The sequence below is a fragment of the Nitrococcus sp. genome (genome assembly GCF_059432795.1).
This window is the reverse complement of record NZ_JBXWZQ010000218.1, coordinates 1-15751: the sequence shown is the minus strand read 5'-3', so window position 1 is coordinate 15751 and position 15751 is coordinate 1. Positions and strand designations below refer to the sequence as shown.

The following is a 15751-nucleotide window of genomic DNA, read 5'->3' as shown; positions in this document are numbered from 1 at the left end:
GCTCCCCCCCGGCCGGTGATGAGCTGGTGTTCTCCGACACTTGCACTGAGACGTTGCGATAGGCTTCCGAGGCGTCGGTTTACCAGAGTCAGCCACTCGGCGAGGTTATCGGCGCGGGCAAAGAATTCCGCCTCTCCTTTCGCCAGCCGAGCTAGATAGCGATCCAGCGCTTTCACCCCCTTGCGGTATTCCGCTTCAGTGGCGGGGAACATCCAATTGTCAGTGGGGAAGCTGAACTGCGGTTCCGCGACGGCAAGATCTTTGTCCTCGGCGGATTGGGAACGTGAACGGGCTATGTCGTTGCGCAGCGAGCGCGCGAAGTCCCGCACCTGAATCACGACGCCGGATTCCCAGTTCGCCATGTCGTCCATCAGCACCGAGGGCGGAGCAATATCGTTGCTGAGATAACCTCCGGGCTTTTCCAGCAGCACTTCCACGGTGTGTGCCAGGGTGGCGGTCATGACAAATCCGTGCACCTCGGCAGGGTCTACCCCCTCTGGGGCCCGTTGCTCGGCGGCATTCATTACATTGAATAGGTCTGGTGAGCGGTTCCAATAGACGGCGAGCCCGAAACCGACGAGCAGCAACAGAACCACGACGACCCCGAGTGCCTTCCAGCGACTATCGGAGCGGGCGTCGGTACTTGCTTTGCGCGCCCTCGACCGTAGGGTGATGCGTTGCCAGAAGTGAGCGAGTGTGTTGGCCAAATTCATTCGATTTGTTCCAGATTTGGCTGCCTGAGAAGCCGCAATCATAGCCTACCGCAGCGCGTGGGTCTAAGCGCGGCATGGGATTGCCCGGCTCATGACGGCCTTTTCGCCGCTTTGCTTCGATTGCAGTATGGCGTTGGCCAGCTCGCGCGTCACAAGCGGGATGCCGGGTCACCGAGGGCCCGAAATTCGACGTTTGTGAAGACGGGTTTCGCGGGCCGCGAGCGCCGGACATGAAGTACCGGAAACGTCGAGTCTCGCCCCGAAAGGCCCCGCTGAGCGGGGCTTCGGGTGATTGTGGGCGCGTTTTGAGTTTACTTATACATTGATTTTTTGAACATGCGATCGATTTTCTGGCTGTTTTGGTCTGCGGTGAATTGCGCCGATTTGGCCGTACCTTGCGCTTGCTGGGCCATTTCCTGCGCCTTGGTTGCGGCTTCCATAGCCGCCTCGGCCTGCGCTTTGGCGTTATTGGCCGTTTCGGTAGCCTGCATCACCTGATCGTTCATCCCATCGACGCTACCTTGTGAGGCCTGGGGTACGTCGGCGCAACCCGCCACAAAAAACACAGACAGTGCGGCGGTGGAGAGCTTCAGGGTTGTCTTCAGCGTCCGAGACATGCGAAATCTCCTTGTTTCTTTTTGACCAGCCGTTGCTCTCACGGCTCTGTCGAGATCCGTTTCCAGGCTATGAAGCGCGGCAGTATACGGTTGCCGCTGGATGAGATCATTGCCATACGTGGCCAGCGTTTCAAGCCCTTTCTGTGGATAGGACCATTTCAGCGCTGGGCATATTCACATAACATTATGTTTAATAGAATGAAATTCTTCAAATAATGCCGCGTTACCTAATGACGACAGGTGTCCCGACTTGCACGTATTCCAATAGGCGGTCGATCTGGCTGTCCGTGAGCGCGATACAGCCTTGCGTCCAATGAAATCTGGCGTGCATGCCGGGGTCGGCTCTACCCAGCCCATGTATGCCGATGTGTCCGCCAAGCGGTGTGGCCTGGGGAAGTTGTCCGTGAGCAAGGGCATAATCGAGCAGGCTCTGATAGGTAACGGTGTCGACGATACCGTCTCGAAAAGCTCGATCCAAGTGCCTTATTGTCGGGTAGTTGAGTTCCATGAAAACATGATAGCGGCTATGGTGTTTGATGCGCGTAATTCGGTAGCGACCTAAAGGCGTGGTGTCATCGCCCGCCGTGTGAATCGAGGCCACGCCGCCGCGTCCCCAGGAGATATTGGAGAAACGAACGAGGGGACGTTCGCCACGAAGGACCTCCGCGCGATCACGATCGGTATCGACGAGCACCCAGATTCGCGGGTCAGCACGCACGGCGGCTGACAGCAAGAGGAAAACGGCAAGCGTCAATGCTCGCCGCCATGTGGCATTGGCCCCCATTCCTGTCCCCTAAAGTAGAAAGCGATATACGGCTTCTTGGTCAAACGGCCAATCGAGTTCGGCGCCCGTATCGGTTCGCTGCAAAACGGGTATCCGAGTCGCATAGTCGCGCTCGAGTCGCGGATCATCGAGGATTTCAACGGCGCGAAACACGATTTGACGGCGCTGGAGCACCGCGCGCACGAGTGCCTCGGCTTCAGCGCACAGCCCGCAGCCGCTGGTCTCGAGCAACTCCACTGTGATTGTTGTTCCTTTATCCAAATTCCCGATCTTCTCGCGTGGGCTATCGAGCGCGGACGAAATTCGGCGGCTAGCCTACCGCTTGGGGGCGAGCGCGGCTGCGGCGCTGGCCACATTCCGGCGATCGTATAGGCGGTTAAGCCCTGCCGTGGTTTCGCGGATCACTCCTCCTCTGGTGAGGTCGGTGAATCCTCGCCGAGGATCCGATCCCCCGGTTCCAGGTGCTCGTCCGCCTCGTCGGCGAGCAAGAGGTAAACCGTTTTATCCTCGGCGCGGAAAACGGCGACCAAGCCGTGGTCTCGAAACTTCGCGCCGACGCGATTCGCCTCGCTCCAATCATTGTTGTATGTCGCTTTGGTTACCGCGTCCATCAAGTCTTGGTACAGTTGACGGTCAGTCATGTATCCTAACGCCTCCTCACTCGCTGGCAGCGGATCTTTGCTTTCATGTCGGGCTCGTCTGGCAAACTATATGGCCGACATGGCGCCATCTGGGGCCGGGATGAGGGGCATTGCAGCCTCGCGCCCGCGAGTGGCCCCGATTCGCATGCTGCTCCTCGCCGAACGCCGCCGCATGGCGTTGCTGTTGTGATTGATGCCGGTCATTGTCCGCCGCTATGCAAGCGACTGCAAAGGCCTGGCCGCGCACGGGCGGCGGTCCGGATCGGGCGGGTGCGCGGCGGACCGGGTGCGCAGCCTTGGAGGTCGACGCGCTGTCATGGCGAGCGAAATCACTAGCCGCCGGCTTTCGGTTGCCCCCATGATGGGCTGCACCGATTCCCATGCACGATATTTTATGCGGCTGTGCTCGCCTCATGCGCTGCTTTATACGGAAATGGTGCCAGCTCAGGCGGTATGGTATGGCCGCGGTGAGCGCCTCCTTGCGTACAATGCGGAGGAGCACCCCGTGGCAGTCCAGTTCGGCGGCAGCGACTCCCGCCAGCTTGCCTATTGCGCCCGCATGGCCGAGGCACTTGGTTACGACGAGGTCAATCTCAATGTAGGCTGTCCGAGCTCCCGCGTTCAAGCCGGGCGTTTCGGCGCCTGTCTGATGGCTGAGCCGGAGCTGGTCGCCGAGCTGATAGCCGCCATGAGGCAAGCCTCGGCACTTCCGGTCACGGTCAAGACACGTATCGGCATCGACCGCCAGGATGACTACGCGACGCTGGCAAAGTTCATCGAGCGTGTGAGTGACGCCGGGTGTCGGACGTTTATCGTGCATGCCCGAAAGGCTTGGCTGAAGGGGCTCAGTCCCAAGGAGAACCGCGAGCGGCCACCGTTGCGATACGAGCGGGTGCACCGCCTCAAGCAGGACTTTCCCAGTCTCGAATTTATTCTCAATGGTGGCCTGCGCACACTGGAGCAAGCCGAAGAGCAGCTCGGGGTGGTGGACGGGGTGATGATCGGACGCGCGGCGTATCACAACCCGTATCTGCTCGCCCATGCCGAGAACCGGCTTTTCGGCGCCTCGGGCGCCACCCCCACACGCCATGAGTTGATCCGCGCCTATCTGCCCTATATCGAGCGCCAGCTCGCCGTCGGCGTGCGGCTTGCAAGTCTGGCCCGGCCGATTCTCGGGTTGTTCCAAGGCATGCCGGGCGCGCGGGCATGGCGCTCGCATCTCAGCGTGCGGGGATCGCGCGGCGGAGCCGATGCCGAGGTGATTCTGCAGGCGCTGCGCTTGTTGCCCGGCGAGCCGGTGCGGGCTGCGGCGTTCGCTTAAGGCGCATCTTCCTCCGCTTCAAGACCAAAGAACTGGCGGGCCACCGTCGTTGTCGAGCCGGCCAATTGCAGCGCGTTTGCGCCGCGCAGCTGCGCCAGACGCTTTAAAATATGGGGCAGGAAGGCCGGTTCATTACGCCCGTCCTTCGGCTTGGCTTCGAGATCCCTGGGCGTAAGGTAGGGGGCATCGGTCTCGATCATCAAGCGGTTGTCGGGAATGTCGCGGACGCAGGAGCGCAGGGGGTCACCGCGGCGCTCATCGCAAACCCAGCCCGTGATGCCCAGGTACAGATCGAGATCGAGGTAAGGCCAGAGCTCCTCGCGCCCGCCCGTGAAACAATGCACCACGGCGGCGGCGAGAGAATCGCGGTAATCCCGGAGAATCGCGAGGAATCGCCCTTGGGCGTCCCGCTGGTGGAGAAAAACCGGCCGGCGCAACTCGATGGCGAGCTCGAGTTGCTGCGCGAACACCCGTTCCTGTATCGGGCGCGGTGAGAAATCACGGTTGAAGTCCAACCCGGTCTCGCCGACGGCGACTACGCGCGGATCCTGCGCCAACTCCCGGATCTCTGAGGGTGTCTCCGCGCTCCATTCCCGCGCGTGGTGGGGGTGCACGCCGGCGGTCGTCCACAGCCGCCCGGGGTGAAGGCGGGCAAGTTGCAGGGCCGCGTGGGATTCCGCCGCGTCGACGCCCGTCAGGATCATCCGGGTGACGCCGGCGGCGATCGCACGGTCGAGCACTTGGTCACGATCCCGTTGGAAACGCCGATGGGTCAGATTCACTCCGATATCCACCAGCTCGCACGCATCGTTCATGCTCTGTCCTCCGCGGAGCAATTGGCCGGTGAGGCTGATAACCTGTTGCTGAAGTCCTGACGGCGTGGTCGCCCGCTTGCGCGTAAATCCCGGGCAGATGCCGTTTCGGTCCCGCCGACGCGCATTTCCGCGCCGCGTCCCGGCGGTTCGCGTGACCGAGGTGCTATGGTAGCGGGCCTAAGGTTCATCGCAAGGTGGCCGCGCCGCGGCGGGGAGCCATCGGCTCGTTTGCGTTTGGGGGCTGAGCCCATGGTAGAGCGCTATCACTACGATCGGTTGCCGATGGACTGGGTGGGTGACTGGGCCGGGCGGCGCGGCGCCCTGACCCCGCAGCGCAGCGCCTTGGTGGACGCTGACACGGGGAAGTCCTTTACCTTCGCCGAACTCGACGAGCGGGCCAATCGGGTCGGAGCCTATCTACGCGATGCCCTGGGCCTGGTCAAGGGCGACCGGATCGCTTTCATCGGCGGCAACGGTATCGAGGCGCTCGATCTGTATCTGGCGGCCGGCAAGCTCGGTCTCGTGCTGGCGCCATTGAGTTTTCGGCTGCGTCAGCGCGAGCTCGACGAACTGCTCCAGCGCATTCAGCCGAAGGTGCTGTTCCATGAGGAGCCTTACGGCGAGCTGTGCGACGCCTTGACCCGGCCGGCGCGTTTGGTGCGTTCCGTGTGCTACGGGGGGGAGCAGTCCGCATACGAGCAGGAACTGCTCGGCACGCCGCCTACGGAGGTCAATATCCCACTCGCGCTCGAAGATCCATTTTTGCTGATTCATACGGGGGGCACGACGGCCACGCCGAAAGTCTGTATCGTCTCCCACCGACAGGTGCTTTGGAATTCCTTCGAGCTGATCGTGGCGGCCGCTGAGGGACTGGCGGCGCGGCGCGAGCTTTTGCTCTTTCCGCTATATCATATCGGCGGGTGGAACACGTTGACGCCGGTTTTTCATGCAGGTGGCCGGGTGGTGCTCATGCGGCGGTTCGACCCAGGCCGCGCCCTGGCGATCATCGAAGCGCAGCGCATCAATCACTTCGGTGCCGTGGAGGCAATGCTCAAGCTCATGGCGGAGCACCCGCGGTTCGCGGCGAGCGATTTGAGCGCATTGCAAGGGATCACTTCCGCGGGCGCACCCTGTTCGGAGGCAGTCATGCGGCCATTCTGGGAGCGGGGCATCCCGGTCGCGCAGGCCTATGGCCTGACCGAAGCCGGACCGTCGAATTTCCTCCACGGTCCCGCAGCGGTGTCGCTGGACGCCGCCCGCGCTCGCCACGCAAGCATTGGCACGTCCTTTTTCCACTGCGACTACCGCATCGTGGAGCCGCAAAGCCATCGCCCGGTACGCCGCGGTGAGGTGGGCGTGCTGTTGCTGCGCAGCCCGCATAACTTCGACGGTTATCTCGGCCAACCCGAGCGTACCGAGCGCACGCTGCTCGAGGGCGGCTGGGTCGACTCGGGCGATCTCGCGCGCGAGGACGACGCCGGCTATGCATACATCGTCGGACGGGTGGACAACCAATTCGTCAGCGGAGGCGAAAACGTCTCGCCCGAAGAGATCGAGAGCGTGCTCGCGAATTACCCCGGTATTGCCGAGGCGGCGGTTTTCGGTGTTGCCGATAGCCGATGGGGGCAGGTGCCCATGGCAGCAATCGTTCCGAGCGGTGAACCGCCGAGCATTGACGGGTTGCGCGCTTATCTTAATGAACATCTGGCAGGCTACAAGGTGCCCAAACAGATCGTTTTCCTCGAGCGCCTGCCTCTGACCGGGGCCGGCAAAGTCGACCGCAACGCCGTCCGGCATCAGTACGCGCCGCCCGGTCCGGGGGAGTCCAGTGAGTGAAAGGATGAGGCCTGCACGCGTTCTGATCATCGCCGGCTCGGACTCCGGAGGCGGGGCCGGAATCCAGGCCGATATCAAGACAGTGACCTGTCTACAAGGATATGCCGCAAGCGCTGTAACGGCGCTGACGGCTCAGGACACCCGTGGCGTGCACGGCATATGCGCGGTCGATTGCGCCTTTATCGAGCAGCAGATCGCGGTGGTGCTGACGGATATCGGTGCGGATGGCATTAAAACGGGCATGCTGCATAGGACGGCAGTGATCGAGTCCGTCTCGCGGGTGCTCCGCGAGCTCGCCCCGACGGTGCCCTTGGTGGTCGACCCGGTCATGGTAACGCACAGCGGCGAGCGGTTGCTCGATCGGCCAGCCGTTACGGCTCTGCGTGAGCGCTTGCTGCCGAAGGCGGCACTGATGACCCCCAACATCCCGGAGGCGGAGGTGCTCTTGGAGCAGGCCATCGACGGCCGTGAGGCGATGGTGGAGGCGGCTCGCGCGTTGCTCGCGCTCGGCTCCTCGGCCGTGCTCCTCAAAGGAGGGCATCTTGGCGGCGAAGAGGTGATGGACGTACTGGCGACCGCCACTGCGGTGGAGTGCCTGGTTTATCCCCGTGTAGTGACGCGCGCCACTCACGGCACCGGCTGTACGCTCGCTTCGGCCATAGCCACCGGTCTTGCACAGGGGCTCGATCTCATGACAGCGGTGCGGCGTGCCCGCGCCTACCTGCAACGCGCCCTGGAGAGCAGTTTTCCGCTGGGGCGCGGCTGCGGGCCGGTAAATCATTCACATACTGTGGCGAATTTCGACACCAACTGAGGCAGCGAGGCTGACGCTGGCCCCCACACAGGGCTAAACTATCCGGATCATGATTCGGCTATCCACCAAGAGCCGTTATGCAGTGAGCGCGCTCATGCATCTGGCCATCCATAATCAAGCGGGTCCGGTACCCCTCGCCGAGATTTCGGTTTGTCAGGGGATATCCATGTCGTATGTGGAGCAGATATTCAGCCGGCTACGGCGCGCGGGTCTGGTCCAGGGCACCCCGGGGCCGCGGGGCGGCTATCGCCTCGATCGACCGGCGAATCGCATCTCGGTGGGAGAGGTGATCGCGCTGATGGAGGATGGCCGCGGCGAGCGTCAGTATACATCCACGCTCGATCGTATGGTCTGGAGCCGACTGACTGACCGGATTGACGCCTTTCTGCGCGGCGTGACCCTCGCCGACTTCGTTCAGCGCCCGCAAATCCGCGCCGCGCTGGCTCGTCAGTATGCCGGTGGGAGGTGGCGCTGCGGGGTGTGTGGCGCGCTCGCCACGCGCCGGCGCTGCGATGGCAGCGAAGTGGCCAGCATGCGATGACTTACGTGGTCACGGAACGCTGCATCCGCTGCAAATATACCGACTGCGTGGAAGTATGCCCCGTGGATTGCTTTCACGAAGGCCAAAACTTCCTCGCGATCGATCCGCAAGTGTGCATCGACTGCGCGCTTTGCGTACCGGAATGCCCCGTCGAGGCGATCTATGCCGATGATCGCCTGCCGCAGGGCCAGGAGCGTTTCCTCGAGCTCAACGCGCAGCTCGCCCGCGCCTGGCCGGTCATCACGCGGCGCAAGTCACCGCCGGCGGACGCCGATGAATGGCGCGAGGTGGCCGACAAGCTGAGTTACCTGGAGATGGAGCGCTGAGTCAGCCCGCGGTGTGCCCTTTTGCCAACCCGTAGTGGCGCTGAACATAGGTCTCGACGATCTCCTTGAATTCCTCGGCGATGTTGTCGCCACGCAGAGTCACGGTCTTTTGACCGTCCTCGTAGACCGGCGCGACGGGTTTCTCGCCGGTCCCCGGCAGGCTGATGCCAATGTTCGCGTGACGGCTCTCGCCGGGTCCGTTGACGACACAGCCCATCACCGCGAGGGTCATCTCCTCCACACCCGGGTAGCTCTCCCGCCACTGGGGCATGCGCGCTCGCACGTGTTGCTGGATGTTGTCCGCCAAGCTTTGGAAAAAGGTGCTGGTGGTTCGACCGCAACCGGGGCAGGCAGCCACGAGCGGCGTAAAGGCGCGCAAGCCCATGGTCTGGAGTATCTCCTGAGCGACAATGACTTCGCGCGTGCGCGACTCGCCGGGCTGTGGCGTCAGTGAGATGCGCACGGTATCGCCAATGCCCTCCTGCAGCAGCAGCGCCAATGCCGCCGTCGAGGCGACGATGCCTTTGGAACCCATGCCCGCCTCGGTGAGGCCGAGGTGAAGCGCGAAATCGCATCGCGACGCCAGGTCGCGATAGACGGTGACGAGGTCCTGAACCCCGCTCACCTTGCAGGACAGGATGATCCGATCGTGCGGCAATCCTAATGCTTCCGCCTTCTCGGCGCTGTCCAGGGCGGATCGTACCAAAGCGGTCTTCATGACCGTGGCGGGCCCCTGGGGCTCGGGACAACGGGCGTTCTCGTCCATCAAACGGGCCAACAGATCCTGGTCCAGGCTGCCCCAATTAACGCCGATACGCACCGGCTTGTCGTAGTCCTTGGCGATGTCGATCAAGGTCGCGAACTGAGGGTCCCGCCGACTGCCCTTGCCGACGTTGCCCGGATTGATACGTAGCTTCGCCAGCGCCCGGGCGCAGTCCGGATAACGTGTGAGCAGCTTGTGGCCGTTGAAATGGAAGTCGCCGATCAAGGGAACGCGCACGCCCATATCGTCGAGTCGCCGACGAATGCCCGGGACCGCCGCGGCGGCTTCCTCGCTATTCACGGTGATGCGTACCAGCTCGGAGCCGGCGCGTGCCAAATCGGCAACCTGCACGGCCGTGCCGACTTCATCGGCGGTGTCTGTGTTGGTCATTGATTGAACGACCACGGGGGCGTCGCCGCCGACGATGACTCCGCCGATGTTCACAGGCACACTGTGGCGGCGCTGATAGGCAGGAATTTCGCTCATAGTGCTGTCCGGCTGATAGTGGGTTGGCAAGCGTTGCGAAACGCGGACCCATGATAATTCATCCCGCGCACGTGTTCACGGGTGTGCGTCCCCTCCGGGCGGGCTTGCCGCGTGCTCGTGCGGCACTGGTTGTGCCTGACCGTTGTGCGGCGCGCCGCGCGTTTGCGATGGCTCATGGCCCGGGTGACGTAACGGGGCATACTTCGGCGTGGCCCGCGCTCGATCTGCCCGTGGCGTTTCATAGGCGCTCCCCCGGGACGGTCCGGTTACCCGGCAAGCTGCCCGCGGGGGCGGACACGGCGGGCGCCTGAGGCGATCGTGGCGGTGTCTGCACCGGTCGGCGGCGCGCAGCCGAGTCGCTTGTTTCGCCCCGTGCGACGCCAACGTTTTGTCGAGAAGATCACGTGTTCACACCGAAGGAGGGTTGCGATGATCGATGTTTATAGCTGGTCCACGCCGAACGGCCATAAGGTGCATATCGCGCTCGAGGAGCTGGGCCTGGATTACCGCATCCATCCGGTGAATATCGGCAAGGGCGATCAGTTCGAGGCGGAGTTTCTTCGCATCAGCCCCAACAACAAGATACCGGCGATCGTGGACCAGCGGGGACCGGACGGTGAGCCGTTCTCGCTCTTCGAGTCCGGAGCGATTCTGATCTATCTGGGGGAGAAAACCGGCCGGCTACTGCCCACGGAGCTCAGCCGTCGCTATCGGACCATCGAATGGCTGATGTTCCAGATAGGCAATCTGGGTCCGATGCTGGGCCAGGCGCACCATTTTCGAAACTACGCAACGCCGCAGCTCGACTACGCGGTCGAGCGCTACACGAACGAGGCGACACGGCTTTATCGGGTGCTGGATCATCGCCTTGCGAACGAGACATTTCTGGCGGGAACGGAGTACACCATTGCCGATATCGCCGTGTTCCCCTGGATTCGGCCCTACGAGCGCCAAGGACAGGACTTGGCTGAGCACCCGAATCTCAAGCGCTGGTTCGATGCGGTCGCGAGCCGCCCGGCGGTTAAAAGAGGCTTGGCGGTGCTCGCCGAGCGTGAGCGGACGAGCTTCGACGACGAGGCAAAGCGAGTGTTGTTCGGCGAGGAACAATATCGGCGCCACTGAGACGGGACAGCACCGGGGCGGCATTTTTTATGGAATCTGGCGAGAGCACGACCGGCGACATAATGCATCTGTTGGCCTTGATGGCGCGGTTACGGGATACCGACAAGGGGTGTCCGTGGGACCTCGCGCAGAATTTCAGGAGCATCGTGCCGCATACGCTTGAAGAAGCCTACGAGGTGGCTCAGACCATCGAGTCCGGTGATCTCCACGAGCTGTGTGAAGAGTTGGGCGACCTGCTTTTCCAGGTGGTCTTCTACTCTCAGCTCGCCCAAGAGCGCGGCATGTTCGATTTCGGTGATGTCGTTGCGGCAATCGCGGACAAGCTCGTGCGCCGCCACCCCCATGTATTCGGCACCGCCGCGATGCCGGATGTCCTGGAGCAGCGCCGCACATGGGAGGGCATCAAGGCCGAAGAGCGCCGAGCCACGCAAGCCCGAGGAACCACCCCGCCGGGTCTCCTCGAGGGCGTTCCGCGCGCTCTTCCGGCATTGCCGCGTGCGGTAAAGCTGCAGCGCCGTGCGGCCCGGGTCGGATTCGACTGGCAGGCGGCAGACCCGGTACTGGAGAAAATACGCGAGGAGCTCACCGAGCTCGAAGTCGAGCTCGATTCCGGCGCGGGTCACGATCGGCTCGAGGATGAGCTCGGTGATATCCTCTTTGCCTGTGCGAACCTCGCTCGTCATCTGCACGTCGATGCCGAGGCGGCGTTGCGGCGTACCAACGACAAGTTCGAGCGACGTTTCCGGCGCTTGGAAGCCCTCCTGCGCGAGGCCGGCATTGACGCGTCGAACACCGACTTCGAGACGTTGGAGGCCGCGTGGCAGCAAGCCAAGCAGGAAGAGCCGGGCCGGTAGTCGGGTGCTTGGTGGGGGTATTCAGCGGCGAGCGCGTACGCCGCTCAAGCGCGGGCTCAGGTGATCAAAAGAAGATGTACGCGGCGCGGACCATGGGCGCCGAGCTGTAGCGTCTGCTCCACATCGGCAGTTCGGGACGGGCCCGTGATCATGTTGATCGCGCGGGGCAGGGAAGGGCCTGTCGCCGCAAGCCGCTCCCAGACCTCCTCGAAATAATCCACGATGTCGTGGCTGTACAGCACGATCAGATGATCGTCGGCAAGGAAGTGGCCGCTGGCGGGGCACGCGTCGCTGGAGGTCATGACGAGGCTGCCGGTCTCCGCGACTCCGAGTGCCGCGACCGCGACGGCGGCTGGCCAGGCCGCAGCGTCCTGCGGATCGACAGCGACATCCCACTCCGCCGGCCATTGCAGATCCCGCAGCGCGGGTTGGGCGCTCAGCCTCACACGCACCGTCGCACTGTCCTGAAGATACTCCGAGACCGCCGCCGGAATGCGCTGCACGCTCTCGAGGCGCTCCCAGCTGCCGGCAGCCCGCACGAAGCGATCAACAAAGCGCTCGATGCGAGGTTCCCGCCATTGCGGGCGCGTTGACATTGCGGATTCCGGGGCGCTCGCCTCGTGCGTGGTTGTCGCGCTGGCCCCGAGGGCGGCGCGAATCGAGGTCAGGATACGTGCCTTGGCGGAGCTCATGACGGCGGTGTGTTCGCTATGTGTCTCTGCCACGCGACGTGGAACGTCTCACCCGTGGGCAGCGGAAGATCGCGGCTTGCGGTCCACCCTCCAGCGAATGGCAGGCGCGCTATGGCGCCGCGCTTGCGGCCGAGCGCGCCCAGCAGGCGCACGGCCAGGTGAGTCACGCGATGATAGAGTCTGGGGTGACGGGCAAGCCAGCCCCATGCCCGCAGTGACCAGCGGCTGGTGCGGCTGCTCAGGTGATGCTCGAACTGGAGATCGCGCAAGCGGCGCAGCAGCTCCGGCAGGGGGATCTTGACCGGGCAGACGGAGGCGCAATGCCCGTTGAGCGTGCAGGCGTTGGGCAGATCCACGCTCGCCCGCAGACCCACGTACATCGGCGTGAGCACCGAACCCATGGGTCCGGGGTAGACCCAGCCGTAGGCATGACCGCCGATCGCGTTGTAGACGGGGCAATGATTGAGACAGGCGCCGCAGCGGATGCAGCGCAGCATGGGGCGGAACTCGCTGCCGAGCATGCGCGTTCGGCCGTTGTCGAGCAAAATCACGTGGTAGTGCGCGGGGCCTTCCTTCTCGTCCGGACGCCTCGCGCCGGTGATGAACGTGGTATAGGCGCTCATCGTCTGTCCGGTAGCGCTGCGCGCAAGCAGGCGCAGCATAGGGCCCACGTCGGCGAGCGATGGCACGATCTTGTCGATTCCGGCAATTACGATATGAACGCGAGGCAGGTTCATCGCCAGATCAGCGTTGCCCTCATTGGTGACCAGGACCACCGTGCCGGTCTCGGCGACGAGGAAGTTGGCGCCGCTGATACCGACGTCCGCGGTTAAAAATTTCGCCCGCAGCACCTCCCGCGCCTCGTCGACCAATTCGCTGACCGTCCTCGAAGGGCTGCTGCCGTCGCGGTGATGATGATGTCGCTCGAACAAGGCCGAGATCGCTTCGCGGGTCTTGTGGACGGCCGGTGCAATGATGTGGCTCGGTGGCTCGTTGGCAAGCTGAATGATGTATTCGCCGAGATCGCTTTCAACGGTCTCGAGACCCGCCGCCTCGAGTGCGGGGTTCAGCGCGATCTCTTCTCCGGCCATGGTCTTGGCCTTGATCACGCGCCTCGCGCCGTTGCGCCGGCATATATCCACGATGATCGCTTGGGCGGATTCGGCATCCACGGCCCAATGCACATGGCCGCCCTGGGTGGCGACCGCTTGCTCAAAGCGCTCGAGGTGGTAGTCGAGGTGCGCGAGGGCGGAATCCTTGATCCGTTTTCCCTGCTCGCGCAGGGCCTCGAAATCCGGAATCTCGCGGACCACTTCGGCCCGCTTACCGATGAATCCTCCGCGGGCATTGCGCAAAGCTTTTTGCAGATGCCGGTCCGTCAGCGCGGCTCGAGCATTGTCGCGGAAGCGGTGCGCCGTAGATTTCATCAGCGGCTTCGGTCGCCGGCAATGCCGGGCGGCTGTGCCAGATTCGCCAGCACCTCCACGGCGTGGAAGGCACGCACCGGCTTGCTCATCCGCCGCAGGCGCCCGGCGATATTCATCAGGCAGCCGAGTTCCCCCGCCAGCACGGTATCGGCGCCGCACGCCACGATGTTGTCGACCTTGTCGGTGACCATCCTCGTGGAGATTTCGGGGTATTTCACACAAAAGGTGCCCCCGAAGCCGCAGCAGACTTCGGTGTCCGCCATTTCGACGAGTTCCAGCCCCTCGGCCCGGGCCAACAAGCGCCGCGGCTGTTCCTTGACCGCAAGCTGACGCAGGCTGGAACAGCTGTCATGGTAAGTCACCCGATGCGGGTAGTAGGCACGGGAGCGCTCGAGGGCCACGACGTCAATGAGAAAGGAAAGAATGTCGTGGGTCCGTCGGGCGAGCGCTTCCGCGCGGCGGCGCCAATGAGGCTGATCCGAGAACAGCAGCGGGTATTTGCGCAGTTGCCCCGCACAGGAGCCGGACGGCACCGCGACGTAATCGTAAGGTTCGAACGCGGTGATGGTCTGTTTGGCCAACGATCGCGTATCGTCCAGAATGCCGTTATTGTAACTGGGCTGCCCGCAGCAGGTCTGGCTCACCGGCACGTGAGGCGTGCAGCCCGCGGCGGTGAGTAGCCGGGCGGTGGCAAAACCGATGTTTGGTCGGAACAAATCGACCAGGCAGGTTACGAAAAGCCCCACGCGGGGCGAGGTCGTCGCGTTGGGGTCAGTCACTGCGGTCAGCGGATTCCCTACTTCAAAGCGATTGAAATGCTCAGGCTAACCCCAAAGTTAGACGGGGCGGTGCGGTGAAGCAACCACCGGCCGCATCGTTCAACAGCCCTGCAACGGAGTCAGATGAATATGAGTCTTGCCGCCAAAGCCTGCATCCCCTGCAAGGGCGGCGTCGATCCGCTGTCCCGGGCGGACGCCGAGCGCTATCTCGGTGAAGTCCCCGGCTGGCAGCTATCCGAGGACGGGCGCCGTATACACCGTGAGTATAAGTTTAAGAATTTTTCTCAAGCACTCGAATTTGTTAATAAAGTAGGAGAGCTCGCCGAGCAGGAAGCGCACCATCCCGAGGTCCAGTTCGGGTGGGGGCATGCTCAGGTCGAGCTCTGGACCCACAAGATCAATGGCCTGCATGAGAACGACTTCATTGTCGCGGCGAAAATCGACCAGCAGTGCTGAATCGCTCAGCCCTGCTGTGCCGGCGTGGCGGAGCGCTCCCAAATGCCGGAGCGCCCGCCGCTTTTATGCAGCAGCTGTACCTCTCCGATGGTCATCCCGCGGTCGAGGCCTTTACACATATCGTAGATCGTCAGCAACGCGACTTGCACCGCCGTGAGGGCTTCCATTTCCACGCCCGTGCGCTCAACGGTCTCGGCGCGCGCCTGACACCGCACGCCGGCGGGCTCATCCTGCAGTCGCAGCTCTACGTCGATATGGGTGAGTGCAATAGGATGGCACAGCGGAACCAGCTCCGAGGTGCGTTTCGCCGCCATGATCCCGGCGATGCGCGCCGTGCCGAGGGCGTCCCCCTTGCGTAGATCGCCGGCGCGCAGCTTGGCGAGTGTTTCCGCTGCCATGCGGATCTCACCTGCGGCGATGGCGATTCGGTGGGTACGCTCCTTTTCTCCCACGTCGACAATGTGGGCCTCGCCGCGCGTGTTGAGATGCGTAAGCTCAGTCATGCTTTCCTCCATTGTGCGTAAGACGCCGATCCGGCCTGCCGCCAATTGCCACTGGTTGCCGCCCACCGATGCCACCCGCTTGCGTGCGCTCGCAGCGTGCGTTGTAGCGGTCCGGTTGTCTTACGCCTGATTAGTAAAACAGCTCCTTGATGGTGGCGATCTTATCGAGCGAGCCGGGGTTGGCGAGTGCGTCCCGATTGACGATCGGGTCGCCGCTCAACAGCTTGGCGACGGCGAGCTCGACCTTCTTGCCACTGCGTG

General features: G+C 63.3%; 19 protein-coding genes. 8 read left to right on the top strand and 11 right to left on the bottom strand.

All coding sequences use genetic code 11. The features are described from left to right. From AC52Q4_RS15610 to AC52Q4_RS15590, 5 genes are all read right to left on the bottom strand, one after another. Nucleotides 1-707 (bottom strand): DUF2333 family protein (locus AC52Q4_RS15610; RefSeq protein WP_495537723.1); only part of this gene is annotated, 707 nt, incomplete at its 3' end. 317 nt (nucleotides 708-1024) lie between these two features. Beyond that, nucleotides 1025-1330: an Lpp/OprI family alanine-zipper lipoprotein gene (locus tag AC52Q4_RS15605; protein WP_495537722.1), complete on the bottom strand. Its 306-nt coding sequence runs from the start codon at nucleotides 1328-1330 to the stop codon at nucleotides 1025-1027. A 223-nt stretch (nucleotides 1331-1553) separates the two neighbouring features. Beyond that, a complete protein-coding gene (locus AC52Q4_RS15600) occupies nucleotides 1554-2114 on the bottom strand; it encodes a L,D-transpeptidase family protein (protein ID WP_495537721.1) in 561 nt (186 codons plus the stop codon). Between the two features lie 9 nt (nucleotides 2115-2123). Beyond that, nucleotides 2124-2351: a glutaredoxin family protein gene (locus tag AC52Q4_RS15595; protein ID WP_495537720.1), complete on the bottom strand. Its 228-nt coding sequence runs from the start codon at nucleotides 2349-2351 to the stop codon at nucleotides 2124-2126. 164 nt (nucleotides 2352-2515) lie between these two features. After that, nucleotides 2516-2755: a hypothetical protein gene (locus tag AC52Q4_RS15590; protein WP_495537719.1), complete on the bottom strand. Its 240-nt coding sequence runs from the start codon at nucleotides 2753-2755 to the stop codon at nucleotides 2516-2518. 316 nt (nucleotides 2756-3071) lie between these two features. Here AC52Q4_RS15590 and dusA point away from each other — a divergent pair, with 316 nt between their 5' ends. Continuing rightward, nucleotides 3072-4076, top strand: coding sequence for a tRNA dihydrouridine(20/20a) synthase DusA (gene dusA, locus AC52Q4_RS15585; protein WP_495537718.1), 1005 nt, complete (start codon nucleotides 3072-3074; stop codon nucleotides 4074-4076). On the opposite strand, the gene AC52Q4_RS15580 is transcribed toward dusA, so the two are convergent. Further along, a complete protein-coding gene (locus AC52Q4_RS15580; RefSeq protein WP_495537717.1) occupies nucleotides 4073-4891 on the bottom strand; it encodes a TatD family hydrolase in 819 nt (272 codons plus the stop codon). The two genes, dusA and AC52Q4_RS15580, sit on opposite strands and share 4 nt — an antisense overlap. A 249-nt stretch (nucleotides 4892-5140) precedes the next feature. On the opposite strand from AC52Q4_RS15580, the gene AC52Q4_RS15575 reads away from it, so the two are divergent. Genes AC52Q4_RS15575 through fdxA form a run of 4 tightly spaced genes read left to right on the top strand, consistent with a single transcriptional unit; the run spans nucleotide 5141 to nucleotide 8408 of the window. Further along, the gene (locus tag AC52Q4_RS15575; RefSeq protein ID WP_495537716.1) at nucleotides 5141-6727 is read left to right on the top strand and encodes an AMP-binding protein; all 1587 of its coding nucleotides are present in this window, start codon (nucleotides 5141-5143) and stop codon (nucleotides 6725-6727) included. Nucleotides 6728-6731: 4 nt separating this feature from the next. Beyond that, on the top strand, nucleotides 6732-7541 hold the full coding sequence (gene thiD, locus AC52Q4_RS15570) for a bifunctional hydroxymethylpyrimidine kinase/phosphomethylpyrimidine kinase (protein ID WP_495537715.1): 810 nt from the start codon (nucleotides 6732-6734) through the stop codon (nucleotides 7539-7541). 49 nt (nucleotides 7542-7590) lie between these two features. Then, nucleotides 7591-8082 carry an RrF2 family transcriptional regulator gene (locus tag AC52Q4_RS15565; RefSeq protein ID WP_495537714.1) on the top strand — a complete coding sequence of 164 codons (492 nt, stop codon included), beginning with the start codon at nucleotides 7591-7593 and terminating at the stop codon, nucleotides 8080-8082. Further along, nucleotides 8079-8408, top strand: a complete 330-nt coding sequence (gene fdxA / locus AC52Q4_RS15560; RefSeq protein WP_495537713.1) for a ferredoxin FdxA — start codon at nucleotides 8079-8081, stop codon at nucleotides 8406-8408. Before AC52Q4_RS15565 ends, fdxA begins: the two co-directional genes overlap by 4 nt. Nucleotide 8409: 1 nt before the next feature. Here fdxA and ispG read toward each other — a convergent pair whose 3' ends face one another. Beyond that, nucleotides 8410-9657, bottom strand: coding sequence for a flavodoxin-dependent (E)-4-hydroxy-3-methylbut-2-enyl-diphosphate synthase (ispG, locus tag AC52Q4_RS15555; RefSeq protein ID WP_495537712.1), 1248 nt, complete (start codon nucleotides 9655-9657; stop codon nucleotides 8410-8412). A 429-nt stretch (nucleotides 9658-10086) separates the two neighbouring features. Here ispG and AC52Q4_RS15550 point away from each other — a divergent pair, with 429 nt between their 5' ends. Together AC52Q4_RS15550 and mazG are read left to right on the top strand one after the other, a co-directional pair. After that, a complete protein-coding gene (locus AC52Q4_RS15550; RefSeq protein ID WP_495537711.1) occupies nucleotides 10087-10779 on the top strand; it encodes a glutathione binding-like protein in 693 nt (230 codons plus the stop codon). Nucleotides 10780-10808: 29 nt separating this feature from the next. Beyond that, complete coding sequence (gene mazG, locus AC52Q4_RS15545) at nucleotides 10809-11633, top strand: nucleoside triphosphate pyrophosphohydrolase (RefSeq protein WP_495537710.1); 825 nt, start codon at nucleotides 10809-10811, stop codon at nucleotides 11631-11633. 56 nt (nucleotides 11634-11689) lie between these two features. Here mazG and AC52Q4_RS15540 read toward each other — a convergent pair whose 3' ends face one another. Genes AC52Q4_RS15540 through AC52Q4_RS15530 form a run of 3 tightly spaced genes read right to left on the bottom strand, consistent with a single transcriptional unit; the run spans nucleotide 11690 to nucleotide 14531 of the window. Continuing rightward, nucleotides 11690-12325, bottom strand: a complete 636-nt coding sequence (locus AC52Q4_RS15540; RefSeq protein WP_495537709.1) for a LutC/YkgG family protein — start codon at nucleotides 12323-12325, stop codon at nucleotides 11690-11692. Beyond that, nucleotides 12322-13752 (bottom strand): lactate utilization protein B, encoded by a 1431-nt coding sequence (locus AC52Q4_RS15535; protein WP_495537708.1) that lies wholly within the window; start codon nucleotides 13750-13752, stop codon nucleotides 12322-12324. Before AC52Q4_RS15535 ends, AC52Q4_RS15540 begins: the two co-directional genes overlap by 4 nt. Then, nucleotides 13752-14531 carry a (Fe-S)-binding protein gene (locus AC52Q4_RS15530; RefSeq protein ID WP_495537707.1) on the bottom strand — a complete coding sequence of 260 codons (780 nt, stop codon included), beginning with the start codon at nucleotides 14529-14531 and terminating at the stop codon, nucleotides 13752-13754. The genes AC52Q4_RS15535 and AC52Q4_RS15530 overlap by 1 nt, the downstream gene beginning before the upstream one ends. A gap of 129 nt (nucleotides 14532-14660) precedes the next feature. Between AC52Q4_RS15530 and AC52Q4_RS15525 the strand changes: the two genes are divergently transcribed. Then, the gene (locus tag AC52Q4_RS15525) at nucleotides 14661-14987 is read left to right on the top strand and encodes a 4a-hydroxytetrahydrobiopterin dehydratase (RefSeq protein ID WP_495537706.1); all 327 of its coding nucleotides are present in this window, start codon (nucleotides 14661-14663) and stop codon (nucleotides 14985-14987) included. A gap of 5 nt (nucleotides 14988-14992) precedes the next feature. Here the strand turns inward: AC52Q4_RS15525 and moaC are convergent, their stop codons facing one another. Beyond that, nucleotides 14993-15490 carry a cyclic pyranopterin monophosphate synthase MoaC gene (moaC, locus tag AC52Q4_RS15520; RefSeq protein WP_495537705.1) on the bottom strand — a complete coding sequence of 166 codons (498 nt, stop codon included), beginning with the start codon at nucleotides 15488-15490 and terminating at the stop codon, nucleotides 14993-14995. Nucleotides 15491-15751 lie beyond the last annotated feature (261 nt).

What these genes read in the sequence shown, in the direction of transcription:
- AC52Q4_RS15605 (WP_495537722.1), bottom strand. Translation starts at nt 1,330, where the DNA reads ATGTCTCGGACGCTGAAGACAACCCTGAAGCTCTCCACCGCCGCACTG.
- AC52Q4_RS15600 (WP_495537721.1), bottom strand. Translation starts at nt 2,114, where the DNA reads ATGGGGGCCAATGCCACATGGCGGCGAGCATTGACGCTTGCCGTTTTC.
- AC52Q4_RS15590 (WP_495537719.1), bottom strand. Translation starts at nt 2,755, where the DNA reads ATGACTGACCGTCAACTGTACCAAGACTTGATGGACGCGGTAACCAAA.
- dusA (WP_495537718.1), top strand. Translation starts at nt 3,072, where the DNA reads ATGGCGAGCGAAATCACTAGCCGCCGGCTTTCGGTTGCCCCCATGATG.
- AC52Q4_RS15580 (WP_495537717.1), bottom strand. Translation starts at nt 4,891, where the DNA reads ATGAACGATGCGTGCGAGCTGGTGGATATCGGAGTGAATCTGACCCAT.
- AC52Q4_RS15575 (WP_495537716.1), top strand. Translation starts at nt 5,141, where the DNA reads ATGGTAGAGCGCTATCACTACGATCGGTTGCCGATGGACTGGGTGGGT.
- thiD (WP_495537715.1), top strand. Translation starts at nt 6,732, where the DNA reads ATGAGGCCTGCACGCGTTCTGATCATCGCCGGCTCGGACTCCGGAGGC.
- AC52Q4_RS15565 (WP_495537714.1), top strand. Translation starts at nt 7,591, where the DNA reads ATGATTCGGCTATCCACCAAGAGCCGTTATGCAGTGAGCGCGCTCATG.
- fdxA (WP_495537713.1), top strand. Translation starts at nt 8,079, where the DNA reads ATGACTTACGTGGTCACGGAACGCTGCATCCGCTGCAAATATACCGAC.
- ispG (WP_495537712.1), bottom strand. Translation starts at nt 9,657, where the DNA reads ATGAGCGAAATTCCTGCCTATCAGCGCCGCCACAGTGTGCCTGTGAAC.
- AC52Q4_RS15550 (WP_495537711.1), top strand. Translation starts at nt 10,087, where the DNA reads ATGATCGATGTTTATAGCTGGTCCACGCCGAACGGCCATAAGGTGCAT.
- mazG (WP_495537710.1), top strand. Translation starts at nt 10,809, where the DNA reads ATGGAATCTGGCGAGAGCACGACCGGCGACATAATGCATCTGTTGGCC.
- AC52Q4_RS15540 (WP_495537709.1), bottom strand. Translation starts at nt 12,325, where the DNA reads ATGAGCTCCGCCAAGGCACGTATCCTGACCTCGATTCGCGCCGCCCTC.
- AC52Q4_RS15535 (WP_495537708.1), bottom strand. Translation starts at nt 13,752, where the DNA reads ATGAAATCTACGGCGCACCGCTTCCGCGACAATGCTCGAGCCGCGCTG.
- AC52Q4_RS15525 (WP_495537706.1), top strand. Translation starts at nt 14,661, where the DNA reads ATGAGTCTTGCCGCCAAAGCCTGCATCCCCTGCAAGGGCGGCGTCGAT.
- moaC (WP_495537705.1), bottom strand. Translation starts at nt 15,490, where the DNA reads ATGACTGAGCTTACGCATCTCAACACGCGCGGCGAGGCCCACATTGTC.